We start from the raw sequence: 20930 nt of genomic DNA, 5'->3' as shown, positions 1-20930 counted from the left end.
AAGCGTTATTTAATAAATGAAAAATTTTCCGGTATTTGTCTGTTGGCTGGAATTGGTTATCTGATAAAAATACATACCAGGTGCTAATGAATTCAATTCAATGGCGGTCTGTCCATTTTGCATAACAAAAGATCCCCTGGCAACAGAAGCTCCCCTCGAATCCATCAACTGATATGAATACTCTCCGTTATTGCGGTTCGAGACCATCCATTTAGCAGCACGTGTTGCATTTTGCACCACATAATTTTGGGTCTGTTGATCTTGGATATCTTCAGATGCCACAGTCCAGTTAGGATTTTTAAAAGTCGCAAGATTGGAAACGATACAAAAACTATTACCGTTGTATGGAGTTACACGCCAGATATAGGTCTTATTTTTTACAAGATTTTTCAAAACAGTATCAGACTTCGTCAATAAGAAGAATCTTGGATTCAGTGTAAACCCTGTATTTTCTGCAAGTTCAAAAATATAGTGCGTTGCTTCGGGTACATCATCCCAATCGAAAACAACTTCGTCATAACCCAATGGAGGATTACCGTTGGTTGGTTTGATGTAATTTACCTTTTCTGTAATTTCAGGTTTTGGCGAATACGCCGGTGTCCTTCGCAAATAATTTCTTGCCGCAGTTAAATAATCGATATGGATAGCATCTTGTTGTTGTGTTGTGAAAGTTTCAATACAATCCAGGAAATAACTCATATAGTTCGATTCCATCGGATCGAGCTTAACTCCATCCGGATCGACTGCACAGCTATCGTAATTGCAGCCACGTCCATTATACCCAAATCCCAAATTGTAATCGGCAGGAGTGTCACAAAAACCATCGGCAGCCTGTTCGCAATTTTTCTTTCCGGAGGTTCCTGCTTTATTGCGGTCAACATATTCAACCAAAGCCCCATTGGGCAGTGTTTTTGGAGTTGGTTTGGTACACGTACTTGTCAATACATAGTAATCCGTATCCTCCCAACCCAAAAATGTATGCGGCAACGAAAAATAGTGTCCAATTTCATGTGCCAAGGTAGAACAATCGCTATTCAAATAGGCTTTATTGGTTACGATGTAATCCCCATTTCGGTTATAAAATGCCAAAACTCCGGGTTCTGATGCTCTGGCCGTGTTTGCAGCGAAAATATTGATGGCATTCTTATTCGAGAGCATATAGGAGCGAATGTAGGCTTCACCCAGGGTACTGCTTGGATCATCAAATACGGCAGTCCTGTTTTCAAAAACGATTTTATTGATATAAAACTGGAATTCCATGTCTTTATAAACTGTTTTATTCAAGCAGCACATGAATTCAGTAACTTTTGAAGGAGCCAGCCTTCCGGATCCATCGTCCTTTGCCATCAACCAAAAATTGATGGGGATGTAATTAATAGCTCCTGATCTGGGCCTGATCTTATCTTTCCACTGCTCCCGGTTTTCAAGCATCCTTTCCTTGATGAGCAGGTTATCTTCAAGTCCCGTTCCGCAGGTACCCCGAAGTTGTTGAGCCATACTCATAAAAGGAATCATGAGGCACAAGCCCATTAGCATTAAAAATTTATTCATATAAAATTTATTAAATATGTTCCAAATAGCCTACAAAATTAAGACATCGTGTCATAGTTTTGCAACTTTAACTATATAACGTTTAAAAAATGGCAAAAGTTACCGTAGTAGGGGCAGGAAATGTGGGTGCAACCGTCGCCAATGTACTTGCTCACAAAGACTTTGTAAAAGAAATCGCACTTATCGACATCAAAGCCGAAATGGCTGTCGGGAAAGCGCTCGATAGCTTTCAACAGGCGCCAATCGATTATTATTCTACCCGGTTAGTGGGCACCGGTGATTACGCACTAACGGCAAACTCAGACATCGTCGTGATCACTGCAGGTCTTCCCCGGAAACCAGGTATGTCGAGGGATGATCTGATCAGTACCAATGCCGAGATTGTCAATTCTGTGACTAAAAACATCCTTCAATATTCAAGCGACCCCATCATTATTGTGGTTTCCAATCCACTCGATGTAATGACCTATGCCGCATATAAGGTATCGGGCCTTTCCGATAAAAAAGTAATCGGCATGGCCGGTATACTGGATACAGCGCGCTACCGGGCTTTTCTGGCAGAAGCCCTGGATGTTTCTCCAAAAGATATCCAGGCCCTTCTCATGGGTGGCCATGGAGATTCCATGGTTCCGCTCCCGAGATTTACGACGGTTTGCGGTATTCCTGTCACCGATCTTATTGGAGAAGAACAACTTAACGCCATTGTGGAGCGAACAAAATTTGGAGGTGGGGAATTGGTGAAACTCATGGGCACCTCAGCCTGGTATGCTCCGGGAGCAGCTGCAGCACAGATGGTTGAAGCGATTTTGAAAGACGAAAAGCGGATTTTTCCCTGTTGCGTGCGCTTGTCCGGGCAATATAATCTTCAAAATGTGTTTGTTGGAGTTCCGGTCAAACTAGGCAAACAAGGTGTTGAATCTGTCCTCGAACTAAAGTTAAGTCCGGCTGAATTGGAAATGCTCAACAAATCGGCTGCTGAAGTCAGATCGATGATGGAGGTTTACGATAATTTACATCCCTGATCTTTGAACCTTCATTCCGCTGTCTTGTTTGTGGTCTATGCTCAATTTGCGGGATACCATGGACCAAATGATCACCCAGACGGGTGAATCTGTATTGGAACTTTCAAACAAAAATGAAATATTACTGGTTTTCCTCCGACACTTTGGATGTACATTTTGCAGAGAAGCCTTGGAAGAACTATCGATGATCAAAAAAGAAATATCAGAGAGCAAAGTTCAACTCGTGATGGTGCATATGTCCACTGAAGAATTGGCATTTAAATATTTCCAAAAATATGGATTACTCGAAATCCAAAGGGTAGGTGATCCTGAATGTAAATTCTATAAAGAATTTGGACTCATCAAGGGCACTTTCAATCAACTTTTTGGATTCAGGTCCTGGTTTAGAGGAATCGAAGCCGGACTTATCAAAGGCTACGGTTTTGGAATGCAACTTGGCGATGGTTTCCAAATGCCGGGCGTATTTCTCATCTCAAAAGGGAAGATCCTGTCTGAATTCAGACACAAGTTTCCTTCTGATAAGCCCGATTACCTTAAAATGGTCAATTGCCAGTCAGCACATACTAAGCCCTAGTATGGCTTTCGTTTTCACTTCATGAAATATGCAATTCTTTTACTCTTAACGCTCTTCCAACTTGCACAGGTAAAGGCGCAATTAAGTGCCGCATCCGACAGTCTTAAGTTCTGGGGCGATGCCATGATCAGCATGCGAACAGCTGAATTCAGAGAATCTGCAAGAAACAAATTTCAAGAGCTTGCTCCGGCCTTGATTGGTCATGCTTCAGACAGCAACCTGCTTGACTTTCATCCTTCTATAGTAAAATCGTCTTCCGGAGACGGAAAGCTCAGGATCTACAGCTGGGCCTCCGAGGTCGATCAAAAACAAATGAAGTATTTCATGTTTATATTTTTCGATAAGCAGAAACCCGTTCTTCTCACAAGTCATGAAAGAAATTACAAAAGGATCAACTTCGAATCTTTTGATCAGCAAAATTGGTACGGCGCTTTGTATTACCATATACTCGAAGATACTTTTGCAAACAATTATATCCTCCTGGGGTTTGCCAGTTCTCCCGACGGAACCAAACACAGAATCATCGAAGCGTTTTCTATACAGGGAACATCACTGAAATTTGGAGAACGCTTTTTCGTGAGAAAGGACGAAAAAGAACAAGATGAATTTTTTCATAGAATAGTACTCCATTATTCACCCAGCGCTCAAATATTTATAAAATATGAACGCGATCTTAAACAACTCACTTTTGATCATATAGCAAGTTACACAGACCCGAAGTCAGGTGAAACATTGCTTGTACCGGACGGAAGCTTTGAAGCATTTCACTGGCAGGGAAATCTATGGATTCACAAACCTTATTTAAAAACAGAGACCATGGATTCCGCTCCAATCGAGAAACCGGTTTTTGATAAGGAAAGTAAATCAAGGGATATACTCGGAAGGAAGAAATCAAAGCAGTGAACCGGGAAGTTCATTCTTTGCAGCACACATACATTTCTATTTCTAAAAAACTTGATATGAATATTATTGGTTATTTTCAGTAATTATAGCTTTTGGGCTGTCGATTCAGACGGAATATCATGGCAATGGCATGTAAAATTATTCGACTCCATTGCAATCAAAACCATTGTCTTTTCCTGACCACTTTATGTTCAATACTTGTTCCGTTTGATCGCTCACCCTGAACAAATCAGACCGCATCAGCCCGGGAATCCAAATGATTTCATTGCCTGCACAAACAACTGGTGTTTTCGATTTTTCAACAATATTTAGTTTGTGATCTGTAAATACGTCCTGAACCTTTTTATGCTTTCCTTGCAATCCAAAAGGTCTGATGCGATCTCCTGCCTGCCAGTTTCTAATAACTAAAGGGAATGAAAGATTATCAAGATCAAATACTTCATCACAATGATCATGGTGATCCGATAAGTTCAACTCTTTTGTCATTGTGCTTTCGCTTATTGCAAAATTTCCAAAAATGCAATGGACTTGTTTTTCTGATCTGTTCATGTGGATCGCAGGGACAGAGTTGGGTTGTGCATTGCAGAATATGAATTGAGCACGGTCTGTGATCAGCTGTCCGCCGGTATCGTTATGAAATATTTTACCAGGCTGATGTTCCCCAGATAAAATCTTTTGGATAGTTTCCGGGTGGAATCCCAGATCTGCCAATATCTGTGAAACGAACACATGATCATCATAACCATCGTTGGAGATAATGAGTTGATCCAATTTCTCTGCCATCTTCATTTTTTTCCAATCGGTCAATGCTTTATCGTAATACCGATGAAGCATTTTTAAGTGGCCGATGCTTCGCATTACCATGGTCCGGAAAGAAGGAAACCGCTGTTCGATTTCCGGAAGAATTTTGTTCCTTATGAAATTTCGGTCGTATTTCTCTTCCAGATTGCTTAGATCGATACGATGGGGCACATCGTATTGTTTTGCGTATTCCTGAATTTCAGCTTTATTAAAATTCAGCAATGGACGGATGATGGATCCATTCACCTCCGGGATGGATTTTAATCCGTTGATCCCGGCACCGCGCGAAAGGTTGTATATAAAACTTTCTATTACATCGTCTGCATGATGCGCAGTGAGCACGAAGTCGTATTTATGTTCAATTCTGACCTGCTCAAAGAATGAATACCTCATCGATCTGGCTTGTTCCTGCAAATTAGTTTTAGACAGAAATCCGGGGTTGGTGTGAACATGCAGGTCCAGAGCATGTTTTGCGGCATAATCCCTGATCAGCTTTTCATCCAGATCTGAATCCCCTTTTCTCAATTTATAGTTTACATGAACCAATCCTATCTGATAACCCGAAGAATGGAGCGCATGCACAAGTACCATGGAGTCTACACCTCCACTAACTGCCACCAATAATCTGGAAGTACGTGAAAATAATTTGGAATTTTCAATAAATTTGCGAATATTATTCATCCTGCAAAATCATCACATGAATTTAAAGAATTTATTGTATCTGTTCGTTTGTACCAGCATTTTGAGTTGTAAAGATAGCAAGACGCCAGGCAACGAAGCTTCCGTAGAAAACACCGAATCTGCAGTTGAAGAAGTTAAATTACCACCTGCGGCTATGAATAAACCCGATGAGAAATTTATAAATGCTTCAAAAACGCAGAAGATCAACGATCAAATTACCGGAAGCATCTGGCACTATGTGTTTGGACTTTCGATAAAGGACCCGACCCCAAAAGATAACGTATTTGAAGGGCAATGGATTTACTTGTTAAAGGATGGAACGTTCAAACAAGGAATGTACCAGGATACCACCGATAGCGGTTATTTCCTATTCACCGATACAGAGCAGGACGATTTGCTCGAACTGCGCTCCGATAAAGCTGCATCTGAATGGAAAGTTAAAATGGATGCCATACATTTATTGCTTGTTGGAACCTCCAAATATGGCAACAACCCCTGGCAAATCAAACTTAGAAAATCGGATGGTTTGCCTGAAAAGAAAGAATAGGTTTTCAGAAGGGTATTTTATTCCAAATCATAATTAAGGGCACAACGAAGCATCAGGGATTTTTAGAAGTGCCCTTAAAAGGAAATATCCAGTGAAACTCCCCAATCTGGACATTCCGCTTTGTCTGCTGAATGAGAGAAGTCGCCTAATGCACCCTTTCTCAACCCAAACTTATTTAAAAAAAATCTTACCCCCAGGCAGGCATTGCGTGCACAGAAGAAATAAATGCTAACGTATTTTTTGCTTGTCCAGCCACCTTCGATAAGCAACTGCATTTTGACTATGTCCTCGAAGCGTTTCGGCAAAAGCATGCCGTCCTTCATAACCCGGTTTCGCACAAAAAAATAAATAATCGTTTGGTGGGCTATCCAATACGGAGTCTATCGTTGAAATGGATGGCATGAAGATGGGGCCGGGTGGTAATCCTTCGTTAAGATAAGTATTATAGGGGGATTCCACCTTAAGATGCTCCAGTAAAACTCTATAAATATCTTCTCTCCCAAGGGCATACACAACTGTCGGGTCGGCCTGTAATTTCATCCCCTGTTTCAGGCGGTTGAGATAAACCGAAGCGATCAATCCCTTTTCATCTTCGACGTTGGTTTCTTTTTCAACGATAGATGCTAATATGTAGATTTCATCCGGACTCAAGCCTTTAATTTTCGCCTTTTGAATTCTGTCCTTTTTTTCCCAAAAACTATTGTGCTCTTCGATAATGCGCGTTAATATTTTATCGGGACTCCAATTCCAATACACCTGATAAGTATTGGGGACAAAGCGACAAAGTAATTTTTCATATTGAAGATTGAGACCCGCGAGGTAAATACTATCGGACCAGGCCTTAACAAAATCAGCCGAATCCAGCATTAGTTGTTGTCCAAGCACTGCCGATAATTCATAGAGATCTTTTACATTGTTAAAAGTCAAATGGACAGGATCCTGAATTCCATTTCTAAGTTTTTTTAGTATGGTGAGATTATCCTGGCCAAACTTTAAAATATATTTCCCGGTCTTCCATTTTTCAATCCTCAAAACTTTGGATAACCGAATGAACGAACAGGGATCTTCGAGAATCGTATCTAATTTATGAAAAACCATGTCCCTGCTGTCATCGGGATATACGTAAAGCGTAAATCCCTGAGGTCTTTCTTTGACATTGGATTTAAAAGCAGCATAATAAGCCAAATAGGCCATTGACATACCTGCAAACACTGCTACTCCAAGCAGGGAATAAATCGCTTTTTTAAGTAGCATTAATACTGCTCGTTTGAATTTGGGAAATCTCCACTTTGAACATCAGAGATGTATTGCCTGACTGCCTGTTCAATTACTTCGTGAAGTGAGGCATAACGTCGCAAAAATCTGGGATTAAATTCGTGATTGATACCCAGCATATCGTGGCTGACCAGTACCTGTCCGTCTGAACCGGCACCAGCGCCAATACCGATTGTTGGAATTTCCAGTTTACTGCTTACATCAACTGCCAGTTTTGCCGGGATTTTTTCCAGAACCAGGGCAAAACATCCGGATTCCTGAAGTAAAATTGCATCGTGTTTTAGTTTCTCTGCTTCTGCATCCTCTTTGGCACGAACTACATAAGTCCCGAATTTATAAATGGATTGCGGGGTCAAGCCCAAATGACCCATTACCGGAATACCTGCTGTCAGTATTCTTTTTACGGACTCTACAACTTCTTCACCACCTTCCAGTTTGACCGCATGGGCACCACTTTCCTTCATAATCCTTATGGCAGACTCCAAGGCAAGTCGGCTGTTCCCCTGGTAAGAACCAAAAGGCATATCTACTACAACCAAAGCCCGCTGAACAGCCCGAACGACAGATTGGGCATGGTAGATCATTTGGTCCAGCGTAATCGGGAGCGTAGTTTCATGACCTGCCATGACATTGGAAGCCGAATCTCCCACAAGAAGTACATCGATGCCGGCTCGGTCCAGGAGTTTCGCCATTGAGAAGTCATATGCGGTCAGCATAGAAATCTTCATCCCACCGGCTTTCATCTCCTGCAGGGTATGGGTTGTAACTCTCTTTAAATTTTTATCCAAAGCCATACGTCAAAGGTAGTTGAAATTAATATTTGAATCCCATTGAACCTAAATTTGAATTTCTGCAATCAAAAGGCCCGATTTTCGTTAAATTTTTAAATTCCTGTCGGTACACATCTATCTTTGTAGCATGAATTTAAGCAGATTAGTTTCAATTTTGTTGCTGGGTCTTTTTTTGACGGCCTGCGACGAGGATTTTCAATTGACCGAACCTTTTAAATCCATACCGGTGGTTTACGGGTTTCTGGACCGTACCGATACGGCTCAATACATTCGGGTCGAAAAGGCTTTCGTCAATGAAGATATTGCAGCTTCAACCATTGCGCAAAATCCTGATTCCTTATATTTTGCAAATCCCGAAGTGAAAATAATTAACCTGACTCAATCAGCGGAGTACACCCTGACCAAAGTCGATGGAAATCTTGAAGGTTTTGTCAGAAATTCGGGTCCCTTTGCAACGTCTCCAAACATTCTTTACAAAATTAAAACCAACGCCATGCAATGGAATGGGGGAGACAGCATGCAAATTAAAGTGAGCACAGGGGAGCTGGCAGATCCGGTTACTGCAAGAATTGCATCTGTGAGCGATATGAAATTTACTTTTCCGGATGATAACACCAAACAACTAAAATTCTTCTCTGTCAATAATTACGATTTACAGTGGAAACACAGGAGCAATGCAAGACTCTTCAAATTAAAAGCTTTGGTTTATGTTGAAGAAGTGAACATCCAATCAGGAACTTCCGAGATCAAAATAATCGAACTCCCCATTACAGATAACCTGCCGGGCAGGGAAGGGAATGGAGATATTTTTACAAGTATTAAATTCTTTAGTTCGAGTTTGTACAATTTTCTGCACGATAAACTCACCCCCGAAACAGGTGTAGAAAGGTATTTGCTCAAGCTGGACTTCCACCTGGTTGGCGGTGGTCCGGAGATTAAGGACTATTTTGAAATTTTAAATGCCAATACCGGAATTACCGCTTCACAGGAAATTCCCCGGTATACCAATCTATCGCATGGGTTTGGGATATTCAGTTCCACACACTCTATTGTCAGGACTGTAACACCACAAAGTCCAACTCTGGATTCGCTGCAAGCGCATCCGCTTACTAGAGATTTGAATTTTAAGTAATTCTGACAAATTCCAGCTTACCTGACTTTTTGACATATTAAATTATTCTTAATAAGTCAAAAAGTAATCAGAATCTTTTGATTTCTGCCATTATTGACCATTTTCCCGAATGGCATGAGTATTGACTTAAGAAGCATAAATTCAGAAAATGGGAAAAATAATAGGAATAGATTTAGGTACGACAAATTCATGTGTTGCAGTAATGGAGGGTAATGAGCCTGTGGTTATTGCAAATGACGAAGGAAGAAGAACCACTCCATCGATCGTTGCTTTTCTAGACAATGGAGAAAGAAAAGTTGGAGACCCGGCCAAACGCCAGGCTATTACGAATCCAAAAAGGACTGTTGCGTCTATTAAAAGATTTATGGGTGGCCGGTTTGATGAATCTTCCAAAGAGATCAGCAGGACAGCCTATCAAGTTGAAAAAGGAGATAACAATACCATTCGCGTAAACATCGATGGCAGGCAATACACCCCGCAGGAAATCAGTGCCATGGTGCTTCAAAAAATGAAGAAAACCGCTGAAGACTTTTTAGGACATGAGGTGACAGAGGCGGTCATTACGGTTCCTGCTTACTTCAACGATTCTCAAAGACAGGCCACGAAAGAAGCTGGTGAAATCGCAGGATTGGTGGTGAAACGAATCATCAACGAACCTACTGCAGCTGCACTGGCTTATGGAATGGATAAGAAGACCAAGGATATGACCATTGCCGTTTACGATCTTGGAGGTGGAACATTCGATATCTCCATTCTCGAATTGGGAGATGGAGTTTTTGAGGTAAAATCGACCAATGGAGATACCCATTTGGGAGGAGATGACTTTGATCAGGTGCTTATCGATTATCTGGCAGACCACTTTAAAGCTCAGGAGAACATCGACCTTCGCAAAGATCCCATGGCCTTGCAAAGACTTAAGGAAGCCGCTGAAAAAGCTAAAATTGAATTATCGAGTTCTACTGAAACCGAAATCAATTTGCCTTATATCACAGCAGTTGACGGAGTACCAAAACACCTGGTCTTAAAAGTTAGCCGTGCAAAATTCGAGCAACTTGCAGATGATCTGGTCAGAAGGACATTAAAACCCTGTGAAGATGCTTTGCGAGATGCCGGGATGAGCAAAAACGATATAGACGAAGTTATTCTGGTTGGAGGATCTACAAGAATCCCAAGAATACAACAAGTTGTAGAAGAATTTTTTGGTAAAAAGCCCAATAAAGGTGTCAACCCTGATGAAGTGGTCGCTGTCGGCGCATCCATACAGGGTGGTGTTCTGACCGGCGAGGTCAAAGATGTGCTCTTATTGGATGTGACCCCTTTATCGCTGGGTATCGAAACACTGGGTGGCGTTTACGATGTGGTCATTGAATCAAACTCAACCATCCCAACCAAAAAATCAAAGGTGTATTCAACCGCAGCAGACAATCAGCCATCGGTCGAAATCCATATCTTGCAAGGTGAGCGACCCATGGCAAAAGACAACAGATCTGTAGGTAGGTTTATATTAGACGGAATTCCACCCGCTCCAAGAGGAATGCCACAAGTTGAGGTCAGTTTCGACATCGATGCTAATGGAATTCTCAATGTAAGTGCACTGGACAAAGGAACCGGTAAAAAGCAAAATATCCGAATTGAAGCATCCACCGGCTTGTCAAAAGACGAAATTGAACGCATGAAAACAGAAGCCGCCATGAATGCTGAAGCTGACAAGAAAATCAGGGAAACGACTGATAAAATTAACCAGGCGGATTCGATAATTTTCCAGACTGAAAAGCAATTACAGGAATTTGGCGATAAAATACCCGCCGATAAAAAGGAGAATATTCAGACTTCACTGGAGACTTTAAAAGCAGCACATAAGGCTCAAAATCTCGACGAAATCGACAGATCAATGGAAGCTTTGAATAATGCCTGGCAGGCAGCCAGTCAGGATTTGTATAAGGCCCAGCAAGATCAGCAATCTGCAACCCAGGATAACAACTCCAATGGCTCCGGCAGTGGAGATGAAAAAGTCACGGACGTCGAGTTTGAAGAAGTCAACAAGAATTAATCAGTATTAAAGTACCTCATTATAAAGGGTTTGTATGGCATCCGTACAAACCCTTTATGTTTTATTTGGATTTCCCTGTGAAAACTGTAATTTTACAGAGGTAAAACACAGGTCTTATGCCAAATACGAACTGCCTGACTGGCGGATTACAGGAATATATTCCCAGTCCATCTAAGCCGTGGAATGAAAAACGCATCCACCATCTTTATAACAAACTCAGCAATGGAGCCTCTTTGAACCTGATCAATCTGGCCAAAGCCAATACTCCATCGGTTCTTGTTGATTATCTCATCAACACCGCTGTAACTCATCCTTTGCCCGGCGAACGAAGAGCAGGGCTTAAAACCATAGACTATACTTATAATTGGTCGGAACAAAACATTGCTGAGGATCCCAATGCCTATTACAAATATTTGGAACTCGTCCACATGTGGTTCAATGGGATGATCACGGAAGGCATCCGCCATAAACTGGTATTATTCTGGTCCAACCATTTTGTTACGACTGCCGACGATGCCGGAAACCGGCCTACATGGGTTTTCCAGTATTATTATTTACTGCACAAATATGCTCTTGGCAATTTCAAGGATTTTGTGAAAGCGATTGGATTAACCCCTTCCATGCTGATATACCTGGATGGCCGATATAACACCAGGTATTCTCCGAATGAAAATTATGCACGCGAACTTCTCGAGTTATTCACCATGGGTGTGGGTAATTATAGCCAAAGAGATGTTGCAGAATGCGCACGTCTGTTAACAGGATGGAACATTCGCTACTACGAATCACCTGTTGGTAGTGGAAACTATTACATCGGGCCAACAAAAACAGATGAATTTGTTTTTTACAGGAATAACCACGACTGGAAAGGAAAATTTATTTTTGGTCAGAGCATTGGAAACAATTTTGGGGTTATACCTCCTACAGATGCCGAAGCCATGCAGAAGGCCAGACAGGAATACGACCTGCTTCACGACGAACTCATATTCAAGATTAAAAAAAATGAGGTCGCCAAATTTATCTGTAAAAAACTTTACAAATATTATGTGTACAATGATCCTCCGCAGGAAATAGTCGATGGTCTGGCACAGGTTTTCATTTCCAGCAATTTTAACATTGCAACCGTTTTGAAGACCTTATTCAAAAGCGAACATTTCTATGAAGAAGAAGCCATGGGACTGAGTATAAAAAGTCATATTGAAAACCAGATCCATTATTTCAGAAGCCTGGATTTTGAACCCGGTAAGGATTACTTCAAATACAAATGGATCAATAACAGTTTTCAGGCGGAAGTTCCGGATCCGGCCAATTTCCCAAATACGCTCAATCGCGACACACTCAGCCATATTTACAATTCAAATACCAATCTCGGTCAACGCTTATTCAATCCTGTAAATGTTGCAGGATGGCCTGGATACCGGGCCTGGTTGAATGAATTTACGCTGGTCAACAGATGGAGATACAACCGGGATCAGTTTGGTTATTATTTGCAATACGACAGAACCAAGGAAAAATACCGAAGCTTTTTAAAAACACTGACCAATGACAGCAGCGACCCTGACTACATTGTCAGAAATGTAATCAGCTACTTTTTCACAAACAACCTGGACGAAGAATTGATACAAGCTTCCATTGGGGTATTTAAATCTTTGGTTCCTGCCAACTACTACAACGATGGTACCTGGACCCTTAATTATGTAAGTGTTCCTAATCAGTTTATCAACTTGATGAATTATCTGGTAACACTGCCTGAATTTCAACTCTTATAAACAACTATTCCAAACATCATGTGTAAAGAAAATAAAAATCACAACTTCTTCCGCGAAGATCTTGGAGACCAACATACCGAGGATCATTTAATGTGGAACAGAAGACAATTCCTGTTGACAGGAGGATTGACAGGATTGGGCAGTATGTTGTTAAGTGGATTACCTGTGAGTCCGTTGTTTTCCGAACAGTTGTTAGGTCCTGCATTGGGGGGAGGAGATCGCATTATTGTATTGCTGAAAATGTTTGGAGGAAACGATGGATTGAATATGGTTTTTCCTCATAGCGATCATGCAGGTAAAGCGGAATACATAAGTTACCGTCCGGGTCTCAGTCATAAATTCGGAGCTGATTACAACAGCAATACCGTGCTCTCCGGTTTTGGACCCGATGATTATGCATTGCCTTCGTCCATGACTTCCCTGATGCCTTTATGGAATGAAGGAAATATGGCTATCTTACATAACGTGGGTTACCCAAATCAGGATTACTCGCATTTCAGCAGTATCGACAATTGGTCATCTGCAGCCGATGACCTCTACGACCCGCGCTACAAGTCGGGTTATATGGGAAGATACCTCGAACAGGAATTTCCGGTGTTTACAGAAACTCCACCGACTGTTCCGCCGGCATTGAGAATTGGTTACAATGCCGATCTGGTTTTTCGCTCAGAAGCCAACCAACAATTTGAATTGGTATTCAATGATCCAAATGAATTTTACAGGCTTGCACAATATGGTAAACTTTACCCAACAGATGGATTAAGCGATTGCCCCAGCGGACAGGAAGTTGAATTTCTCAGACAATTGACCAACAATAGTCTTCGTTACAGCGACTCGGTTACTCAGGCTTACAATAAAACACTTAATAAAGTCAGTTATCCGCTGAATACAGTTTCCCGTTTGGCGGAACAATTAAAAATTGTAGCCAGGCTTATTAAAGGAAAACTTGGAACCAGGATCTACATGGTTTATATCGACGGATTTGATACACACGCCAATCAAAGAGATCCACACTATCGTTTGATGCAAAATATTTCAGAGTCCGTATCTGCTTTTTTCAACGATCTAAAATTGGATGGATTTGACTCCGATGTTTCCTTAATGACATTCTCTGAATTTGGGCGAACCATCCGGGAAAATGGTTCAGCAGGAACAGATCACGGGAATATGTCGCCCATGATGATGTTTGGGCCTCAGGTGAAGGGTGGATTTTATGGCAGTCCGATCAACTTAAACGATGCCGGCTTAAAAGCAGGTGACACCAGAGTCTATTTTGAAAAACAAAGTTCTATTGACTTTCGCAGTATGTATGCCAGCGTCATGGAACAATGGTTATGTCTGGATAAAGATCTGGTCAATTTTAGTCTCGGACAAGCTTATCCTCGGTTGAATTTATTTGATGTCCCATGTGATGGTTCATCTTCCGGTTCCAACTACCACACAATTTTACTGGGCCACAATCCAAATCCATCAAATAATAAAACTATAGACATCAAATTCAGTCAGTTGACTTCCAATCAGGTTAAACTGGCTGTTAAATCTGCCGACGGAAAAACATTGGCAGTTTTACACGATGATTATACGATAAAAGGATCTCATACCGTAGCATTGGATCCTCAGAAGTGGAAACTTCATCCCGGAGAATACATCTACCAGTTAGACAGCGCCGGTAAAACATTTATGAGACGTTTTAATATTTTCTAAATCTGATTGCAATGAAAAATATCTGCATATTATTGGTATTCACTTTAAGTTCAATTCAGGCGCAGAACTTAATATTTTCTGAGCAATTTACAGCCTGTACATTGCCCGAACAGTGGAAACTTCATAGCGAAACCGGGCCGTTTTCCTTTGCTGTTGTAAAAAGCAGTTTAATGCCTCAAAGCGATGCTACTTGCACTATTGTTTACCAGCAAACAGACAAGAATAACAATAACGCAAGAAAATTCAGCATTGAGAGTAAACCGTATACATTATTCCGGTATAATAATTACATGCTTTCTTTCGGTTTGCGATTCCAAAAAGCAGGCACAGCCAGGCAACTAAATCTGTATAGTCAGTTTGATGGTTCAAAAAAATTATTACAAAGCTATACATCAGATGTTTTTCAGAATGGTTTATCCCTGGTTGTTCAAAACATTAATATACAGCCCGCTGCAGGAGATCGTTCAATTCAATTTAGTTTTGAATATGAAGCAAGCGGAAACGATGCCAACACTGTTGTGCTCATCGACAATTTAAGTTTAACTGGGCCGGATAACGATGATTGTTCCAGAGCTGTCGATCTGATTCTCGATGATCCCTGTTTAAGTGGAAACAATACCGGGGCACTGATGACAGGCCCGAAAATTATTTGCGAGGGCAATTACAGTCAGGCTTTGTGGTATAAACTCCTTAGTAATTATACGGGCTATGTGCGTTTGATCACAGGCTCGGCGTTCAATGACGCCGTAAGTGTTTACGAAGGAAGTTGTGCAAGTCTCACGGATCTGCAATGTCACAATACAGATGAATTCGGATTTGGAGGTGAAAAAAACTATTTTCAAATTGAAGCGGGAAAAACCTATTACTTCCGCGTAGCTAAACAAATAGGGTATTATGGCCGGGAAGATCTGGCAGATTTATGTGTTTCAATTATCAGGGAAATTCCAGTTTATCCGGATCCTGAAGCCTGCCTGTCCAGCAAGCTGATTCATATTAATTCCGCGTGTTTATCAGAAAACAACCGCAAAGCAAAATTTGATGCACCCGAACCCAGTCTCAACACGAAATCCAGAGCAGATGTCTGGTATCATTTTACTCCAACTTCAAGTACGCCAATCGAAATTATTTCTCACGCCAATTTTGCAGATGTACTTAGCTTGTACAAAGGAAATTGCGACAACTTAAGCGAAATCCAGTGCGAAGATTTAGGAGGAAAATTAATTTTTAATAAGCCCGTAGCCAACACGAAATATTGGCTGCAGGTATCTGGTTACTTTTCTACTATTGAAGGAGATCTCTGCATTGAAATCAAAGAAAGGACCACCCAAAAACCAGCCAACGATGATTGTGTCAGTTCAACTCCTATCGTCCTGGGAGCAAGTTGCATTTCTTCACAAAACACAAACAGCTCACCCAGTGGAATAAAAGGCAGCTGTCAGGTATACGATGCACCTGATATTTGGTACAGTTTCATAGCACCTGCAGAAAAAGAAATAGCATTACACATTCAGGCCGGATTTATGTACAATTACGTAGTGTATGAAGGGCCATGTAATAAACTGACAGAAATTCATTGCGGAAAAACACCCGATCCCTGCAATGGATTCATTAGCTTGAGAGGACTAACCGCTGGTAAAACGTATTATTTACAAGTAACGGCCGTTGTCCATCCATTGAAATTAAGCGAAGCAAACATTTGTGTTAAAATTGATGCCTTGAGTCAGACGAATGCATTTCAGGCTCTCGAATTAAATTTAAGTTCTGACTGTCTGCACGGTGTTTTGGGAAGGATTTCTTATGATGTAAAAGGAGGTACACCTCCCTATGATTATTCTGGTCCCGCAACAGATGAATATTTTTTGCCGGGTACAAACATTTCTGCATTCATTCAAGATGCCTCCGGATGTCGTGACTTTGTCAATTTGACTATTGGTTGTGAACCACCACAGCGATGCAAAAATTCAAATTTGGATATAGAAGTTCAATCCACCTGTTTGAAAGATTCCATCGGCAGACAAACCGGGGAAGTTATTTTGAATTTTAACGGAATGGGAGGAAGCGGTGTGTATTATTATTATGGAACTCCAAATGGCAGCACTCTAAAACACGGCGATATTTATACGCTGATCCTCATCGATTCAGACTCGTGTTATGTCATCGAAGAAGGAAAGATCAATTGCCCTCCGTTTGACTGCAACCAATCCGCTTTAAAAATACAGGCAGATTATCTCTGTATCGATACCTTACTGAAAGCGCAATTGCAAATACAAGTGAGTGGTGATCTTGGAGGATTCACATTATCCGGAAATCAAAATGGGGAGTTACTCGAACAAGGACAAAAATTTAAAACCAGCGTTATCGATGGGGCAGGATGTCAATTTGAACTGGAAGGAGAAATTAAATGCAACTTCGATTCATGCGCCTATGCCAGACCTGAATTGAATGTTACTTACGACTGTTTGACCCATCCAAACGGAGACCGTACGGGAAAAGCCATACTATTGGTTTCGGGATTCAGTCATGCCGGCGGTCTTCAATATATTGGAAATCATCCTGGCGATACTTTGAACCACACCGATTTTTATTCAGTGCAATTGATAGATTCCTTTGGTTGTGGTTTAACATCAACAGGTATCATTGATTGTCTGCCGGTAAATACAAATGCCGGGAATTCTTTGGACAGATTTACACTTTATCCGAATCCAAGTGATAAATTCATTTATCTCGATAGTCCGGTAGAGTTAAATGAGAACCCTGAACTGCAACTTATCAGTTCCTCTGGTAAAAATTACCATATGGAACAACTGAAGCATTTGAATCAGGGCAGAATTCGATACCAGATCAACATCGAACATTTACCTTCAGGAATATATTATTTAAAAATTTCACACAAAACAGCAAATGACTTGTTTCGTTTTGTCAAAATTTAACAACTGATAACAATCATCAATTTTTTTAACACACAAATCATTACTTTAATGAAATTAATTTCTACCTGGCTTTTATTTTTTTCGATGATCTCTTTGGGCTTTGCACAAAATAAGGAGATGAACCGGCCTGAATATTTGCATAAAAATGTAAACCATACGTGGTATACACCTGACGAAAAAGCCCCTGTAAAAACAGCCGACTATTTAAAAAAAGTGAATCAGGATTTTCTTCATCCCGATCTAAACAGTTTGCATTTAATATCTGATATTACCGATCAACAAAAAATCAGGCACAGGAAAATTCAACACTATTTTCATGGCATTGAAGTTTTAGGTGGTGAAATGTTTATTCACAGTGAAAACGACCGAGTGTTGTCGGTAAATGGAAATGTGAATTCGAATTTCGACCTAGCAGTACCCGAACAGATCACAAAAAATCAAGCCATCCAATATGCGTTAGCAAGGGTTCCATCCCAGAAATATGCCTGGGAACAAGATGCTTTCCAAACACCTGACCCCGTCCTGGTGTGGATGGATATAGCCTATCCGGAATATTCAGGCAATTTCCGTTTGGCGTATAAAATAGATATTTACAGTTATGTACCCCTGACTAAAAAACGCATTTATATCGACGCAGAGAACGGAAGTGTTTTGCTGGAGCACGAAATATTGACAAGCTGTTTCAGTGGTGGAACTGGCGATGCCCATACACTTTATCATGGACAAAGAAAAATAGAGACTGAATTCACAAATGGACAATTCGAACTTCTAGATCTTACAAGGGGAGCAGGAATTGAAACAGTGAGTGCCACAGGCAGAAAATATACAGATGACGACAATACCTGGGAAGCAGGAAGTTTTGCACAGAAAAAAGGTGCACTGGATGTGCATTTTGGTGCTCAGGTCACATACGATTATTACAAAAATTATTTCAATAGAAAAGGCTTTGACGACAAGGATTCCAAACTGTTGAACAAAGTAATCGATACATCTTTTTATGTCAATGCATTTTGGGATGGCGCAGGTACCAATTTTGGAATCGGAGACTCCGTGATTACCAACCCGTTGACATCTCTCGACGTTGTTTCCCATGAAATTACACATGGACTCACGCAGCATACTTCTGGTCTTGAATATTTATATGAATCCGGTGCCTTAAATGAAAGTTACAGCGATATTGTAGGAAAAGCAGTTGAATTCGAATACGATTCAGCGAATTTCAATTGGTTGTTGGGATCCAGATTCTTTAATAAACCTGACACTGCTTTCAGAAGTATGTCGGAACCAACCAGATTTGGAAATCCTAAAAATTACAAAGGAAGTCGCTGGGTGACCAATTCAGGAGACAATGGGGGAGTGCATTCCAACAGCGGCGTCTTAAATTATTGGTTTTATCTGCTATCTGAAGGGGGGGCCGGAAAGACTGAAAAGAACGTTGACTTCGATGTTAAAAAAATTGGAATCCGCCAAGCCATATCTATCGTTTATGAAGCCATGACACTTTACATGGGCAAAACTTCAAAATATTACGATATGCGCCAGGCGACCTTGGCCATTGCTGAGAACAGGTATGGCAAATGCTCAGAGGAATATAAAAATATCATTGAAGCCTGGGTAGCTGTGGGTATGGGTGCCAGAAATTCCGACAATGATATCATGATTGTGAATGAAAAAATTCCTCAGGTTTCTTGTAAGGAAGGATATTTTCCGGTGGAGGTCAGATTGCTCAATATCAGTTGCAGTGCAGTAATTCCTGCAGGAACGGAAATTAATATGCACATATCAGTGCCACGAAGAAATAAAATAACTGAGCTTCTGACCCTGAGTGAAGATTTGAATCCCGGTCAATCCCTGATTTATAAATTTACCAAATTGCCATTTATTGAAAGAACAAATATTACGATTCAGATCGAAGCTGAATTTTTAGGGGATGCCGACACAGTAAACAACAGACTGCCTCTCCTGATTTCAAAAAACAACAACGGAGAACACGATTTTCGGGTAACCAGTATAAATACCTCAGGATCCTTGTGCGAAGGCAGAATTGTCAATGCACAGCTGGTTTCTACGTATTTGGGTTGCCACCCAGTAGCAGTGGGAACATCGATAAAAGTTCAACTGGAGTATGATGGTAAAATGATCGAGCGCGAATTTCTGGTAGATCGTACAATCTACCCCAATGCAAATTACAGAACTCCACAGTTTTCAATCGACCGCGATTTTATAGGCCACCGCAAAGTATTGGCCCGATTAACGTATTCAAACGATACCTTGACTGCAAACAACACTGCAATATTTAATGCTGTGTTTGTCAACAACACAAACATTGGTTATCTGGAGCCATTTACAGACCAGAAATTCGATTCCACATTATTGGTAGTCAGACCGGATTCCTTCCAATTGCTGGAAATTAATTCGAATCTTAATAGTTCAGAAGCATTGTTGATCAGCGGCGGAGTTATATTCAATGCACAAAACCGATTGGTGCCGATCGTAACCGGAACGATAGGAAATATGTTTTCCAGTAATACAAAATTTACGACAACCTTATATGCCTGTATCCAAACCGACAATCTTCAAAAGGCTTATTTATCCTTTGATTACATACAAAAAACAGGCAATCCTCTCTATGATTCTTTATTAACAGACATTACCAGAGCCGCAGTAACAAGAGTCATATTCAGGAATCAGGATGGCCAATCCATCATGAATCCGGTTTATTTACAAAATGCAAGTCGCACGCCTGAATTAAGATACTTTGAACAGGAAATCCCGCTGACCGGGGGTCCGGTTACCATTGAAATTGGCAATCTGGTTTTGGAAGGAGCCTTGGATTCTTTAGGCTTCGTAGATCAATCAAAAGATTTCATAATGCTGGACAATTTGAAAATATTTGGTGAAGTTGTTAAAAATGAAGATCCTCTTACCGGTCAGGAATTGATATTACGCCCGAATCCGGTCCAGCATAAGCTTAATATTAGCTTAAAACGGGATCATCGCGAAATCAAGGAGTACCAAATTAGAGATGCGATGGGAAAATTGTATCAAAAGGGAATTTTAAATGATGACCAGACGGAATTAAATGTTTCAGAATTGATGCCCGGAGCATACTTCTTTGAACTGCTATTGACCAACGGGGCTACTTCAAATTATAAATTTGTGAAGCAATAAAATTGGTATAATACAATTAAAATCTATTG

14 protein-coding genes are annotated in these 20930 nt (G+C 40.8%); 10 read left to right on the top strand and 4 right to left on the bottom strand.

What is annotated here, in order from left to right; translation table 11 throughout:
• Positions 1 to 9: 9 nt before the first annotated feature.
• Entirely contained in the window at positions 10 to 1551 is a 1542-nt protein-coding gene (locus IPM34_08785) for a T9SS type A sorting domain-containing protein (GenBank protein MBK8955638.1), read from the bottom strand.
• Positions 1552 to 1640: 89 nt separating this feature from the next.
• Here IPM34_08785 and mdh point away from each other — a divergent pair, with 89 nt between their 5' ends.
• From mdh to IPM34_08770, 3 genes are read left to right on the top strand one after another with little or no spacing between them, the layout of a single operon-like run.
• Positions 1641 to 2573: a malate dehydrogenase gene (mdh, locus tag IPM34_08780; protein ID MBK8955637.1), complete on the top strand. Its 933-nt coding sequence runs from the start codon at positions 1641 to 1643 to the stop codon at positions 2571 to 2573.
• A 37-nt stretch (positions 2574 to 2610) separates the two neighbouring features.
• Positions 2611 to 3147 (top strand): AhpC/TSA family protein, encoded by a 537-nt coding sequence (locus IPM34_08775; GenBank protein ID MBK8955636.1) that lies wholly within the window; start codon positions 2611 to 2613, stop codon positions 3145 to 3147.
• Between the two features lie 21 nt (positions 3148 to 3168).
• On the top strand, positions 3169 to 4050 hold the full coding sequence (locus IPM34_08770; GenBank protein MBK8955635.1) for a hypothetical protein: 882 nt from the start codon (positions 3169 to 3171) through the stop codon (positions 4048 to 4050).
• Between the two features lie 138 nt (positions 4051 to 4188).
• Here IPM34_08770 and tilS read toward each other — a convergent pair whose 3' ends face one another.
• The gene (gene tilS, locus IPM34_08765) at positions 4189 to 5532 is read right to left on the bottom strand and encodes a tRNA lysidine(34) synthetase TilS (protein MBK8955634.1); all 1344 of its coding nucleotides are present in this window, start codon (positions 5530 to 5532) and stop codon (positions 4189 to 4191) included.
• A gap of 16 nt (positions 5533 to 5548) precedes the next feature.
• Between tilS and IPM34_08760 the strand changes: the two genes are divergently transcribed.
• Positions 5549 to 6079 (top strand): hypothetical protein, encoded by a 531-nt coding sequence (locus tag IPM34_08760; protein ID MBK8955633.1) that lies wholly within the window; start codon positions 5549 to 5551, stop codon positions 6077 to 6079.
• 228 nt (positions 6080 to 6307) lie between these two features.
• Here IPM34_08760 and mltG read toward each other — a convergent pair whose 3' ends face one another.
• Entirely contained in the window at positions 6308 to 7333 is a 1026-nt protein-coding gene (mltG, locus tag IPM34_08755) for an endolytic transglycosylase MltG (protein MBK8955632.1), read from the bottom strand.
• Positions 7333 to 8148: a 3-methyl-2-oxobutanoate hydroxymethyltransferase gene (gene panB, locus IPM34_08750; GenBank protein MBK8955631.1), complete on the bottom strand. Its 816-nt coding sequence runs from the start codon at positions 8146 to 8148 to the stop codon at positions 7333 to 7335. The genes mltG and panB overlap by 1 nt, the downstream gene beginning before the upstream one ends.
• Before the next feature lie 124 nt (positions 8149 to 8272).
• Here panB and IPM34_08745 point away from each other — a divergent pair, with 124 nt between their 5' ends.
• The 6 genes from IPM34_08745 (at position 8273) to IPM34_08720 (ending at position 20901) form a co-directional block, all read left to right on the top strand.
• Positions 8273 to 9277: a DUF4249 family protein gene (locus IPM34_08745; GenBank protein ID MBK8955630.1), complete on the top strand. Its 1005-nt coding sequence runs from the start codon at positions 8273 to 8275 to the stop codon at positions 9275 to 9277.
• 148 nt (positions 9278 to 9425) lie between these two features.
• A complete protein-coding gene (dnaK, locus tag IPM34_08740; protein ID MBK8955629.1) occupies positions 9426 to 11327 on the top strand; it encodes a molecular chaperone DnaK in 1902 nt (633 codons plus the stop codon).
• Positions 11328 to 11443: 116 nt separating this feature from the next.
• Positions 11444 to 13096, top strand: coding sequence for a DUF1800 domain-containing protein (locus IPM34_08735; GenBank protein ID MBK8955628.1), 1653 nt, complete (start codon positions 11444 to 11446; stop codon positions 13094 to 13096).
• Positions 13097 to 13114: 18 nt separating this feature from the next.
• On the top strand, positions 13115 to 14800 hold the full coding sequence (locus IPM34_08730) for a DUF1501 domain-containing protein (protein MBK8955627.1): 1686 nt from the start codon (positions 13115 to 13117) through the stop codon (positions 14798 to 14800).
• A gap of 11 nt (positions 14801 to 14811) precedes the next feature.
• On the top strand, positions 14812 to 17730 hold the full coding sequence (locus IPM34_08725) for a T9SS type A sorting domain-containing protein (protein ID MBK8955626.1): 2919 nt from the start codon (positions 14812 to 14814) through the stop codon (positions 17728 to 17730).
• Positions 17731 to 17778: 48 nt separating this feature from the next.
• Complete coding sequence (locus IPM34_08720) at positions 17779 to 20901, top strand: M4 family metallopeptidase (GenBank protein MBK8955625.1); 3123 nt, start codon at positions 17779 to 17781, stop codon at positions 20899 to 20901.
• The last annotated feature ends 29 nt before the right edge of the window (positions 20902 to 20930 follow it).

It is taken from the genome of Saprospiraceae bacterium, from assembly GCA_016716185.1.
Lineage (GTDB): Bacteria > Bacteroidota > Bacteroidia > Chitinophagales > Saprospiraceae > Vicinibacter.
Note: the sequence above shows the minus strand (reverse complement) of the source record. Positions and strands in the feature narration are given on the sequence as shown.

What these genes read in the sequence shown, in the direction of transcription:
- IPM34_08760 (MBK8955633.1), top strand. Translation starts at nt 5,549, where the DNA reads ATGAATTTAAAGAATTTATTGTATCTGTTCGTTTGTACCAGCATTTTG.
- IPM34_08770 (MBK8955635.1), top strand. Translation starts at nt 3,169, where the DNA reads ATGAAATATGCAATTCTTTTACTCTTAACGCTCTTCCAACTTGCACAG.
- IPM34_08785 (MBK8955638.1), bottom strand. Translation starts at nt 1,551, where the DNA reads ATGAATAAATTTTTAATGCTAATGGGCTTGTGCCTCATGATTCCTTTT.
- IPM34_08730 (MBK8955627.1), top strand. Translation starts at nt 13,115, where the DNA reads ATGTGTAAAGAAAATAAAAATCACAACTTCTTCCGCGAAGATCTTGGA.
- IPM34_08725 (MBK8955626.1), top strand. Translation starts at nt 14,812, where the DNA reads ATGAAAAATATCTGCATATTATTGGTATTCACTTTAAGTTCAATTCAG.
- IPM34_08720 (MBK8955625.1), top strand. Translation starts at nt 17,779, where the DNA reads ATGAAATTAATTTCTACCTGGCTTTTATTTTTTTCGATGATCTCTTTG.
- tilS (MBK8955634.1), bottom strand. Translation starts at nt 5,532, where the DNA reads ATGAATAATATTCGCAAATTTATTGAAAATTCCAAATTATTTTCACGT.
- IPM34_08745 (MBK8955630.1), top strand. Translation starts at nt 8,273, where the DNA reads ATGAATTTAAGCAGATTAGTTTCAATTTTGTTGCTGGGTCTTTTTTTG.
- IPM34_08775 (MBK8955636.1), top strand. Translation starts at nt 2,611, where the DNA reads ATGCTCAATTTGCGGGATACCATGGACCAAATGATCACCCAGACGGGT.
- mltG (MBK8955632.1), bottom strand. Translation starts at nt 7,333, where the DNA reads ATGCTACTTAAAAAAGCGATTTATTCCCTGCTTGGAGTAGCAGTGTTT.
- dnaK (MBK8955629.1), top strand. Translation starts at nt 9,426, where the DNA reads ATGGGAAAAATAATAGGAATAGATTTAGGTACGACAAATTCATGTGTT.
- mdh (MBK8955637.1), top strand. Translation starts at nt 1,641, where the DNA reads ATGGCAAAAGTTACCGTAGTAGGGGCAGGAAATGTGGGTGCAACCGTC.
- IPM34_08735 (MBK8955628.1), top strand. Translation starts at nt 11,444, where the DNA reads ATGCCAAATACGAACTGCCTGACTGGCGGATTACAGGAATATATTCCC.
- panB (MBK8955631.1), bottom strand. Translation starts at nt 8,148, where the DNA reads ATGGCTTTGGATAAAAATTTAAAGAGAGTTACAACCCATACCCTGCAG.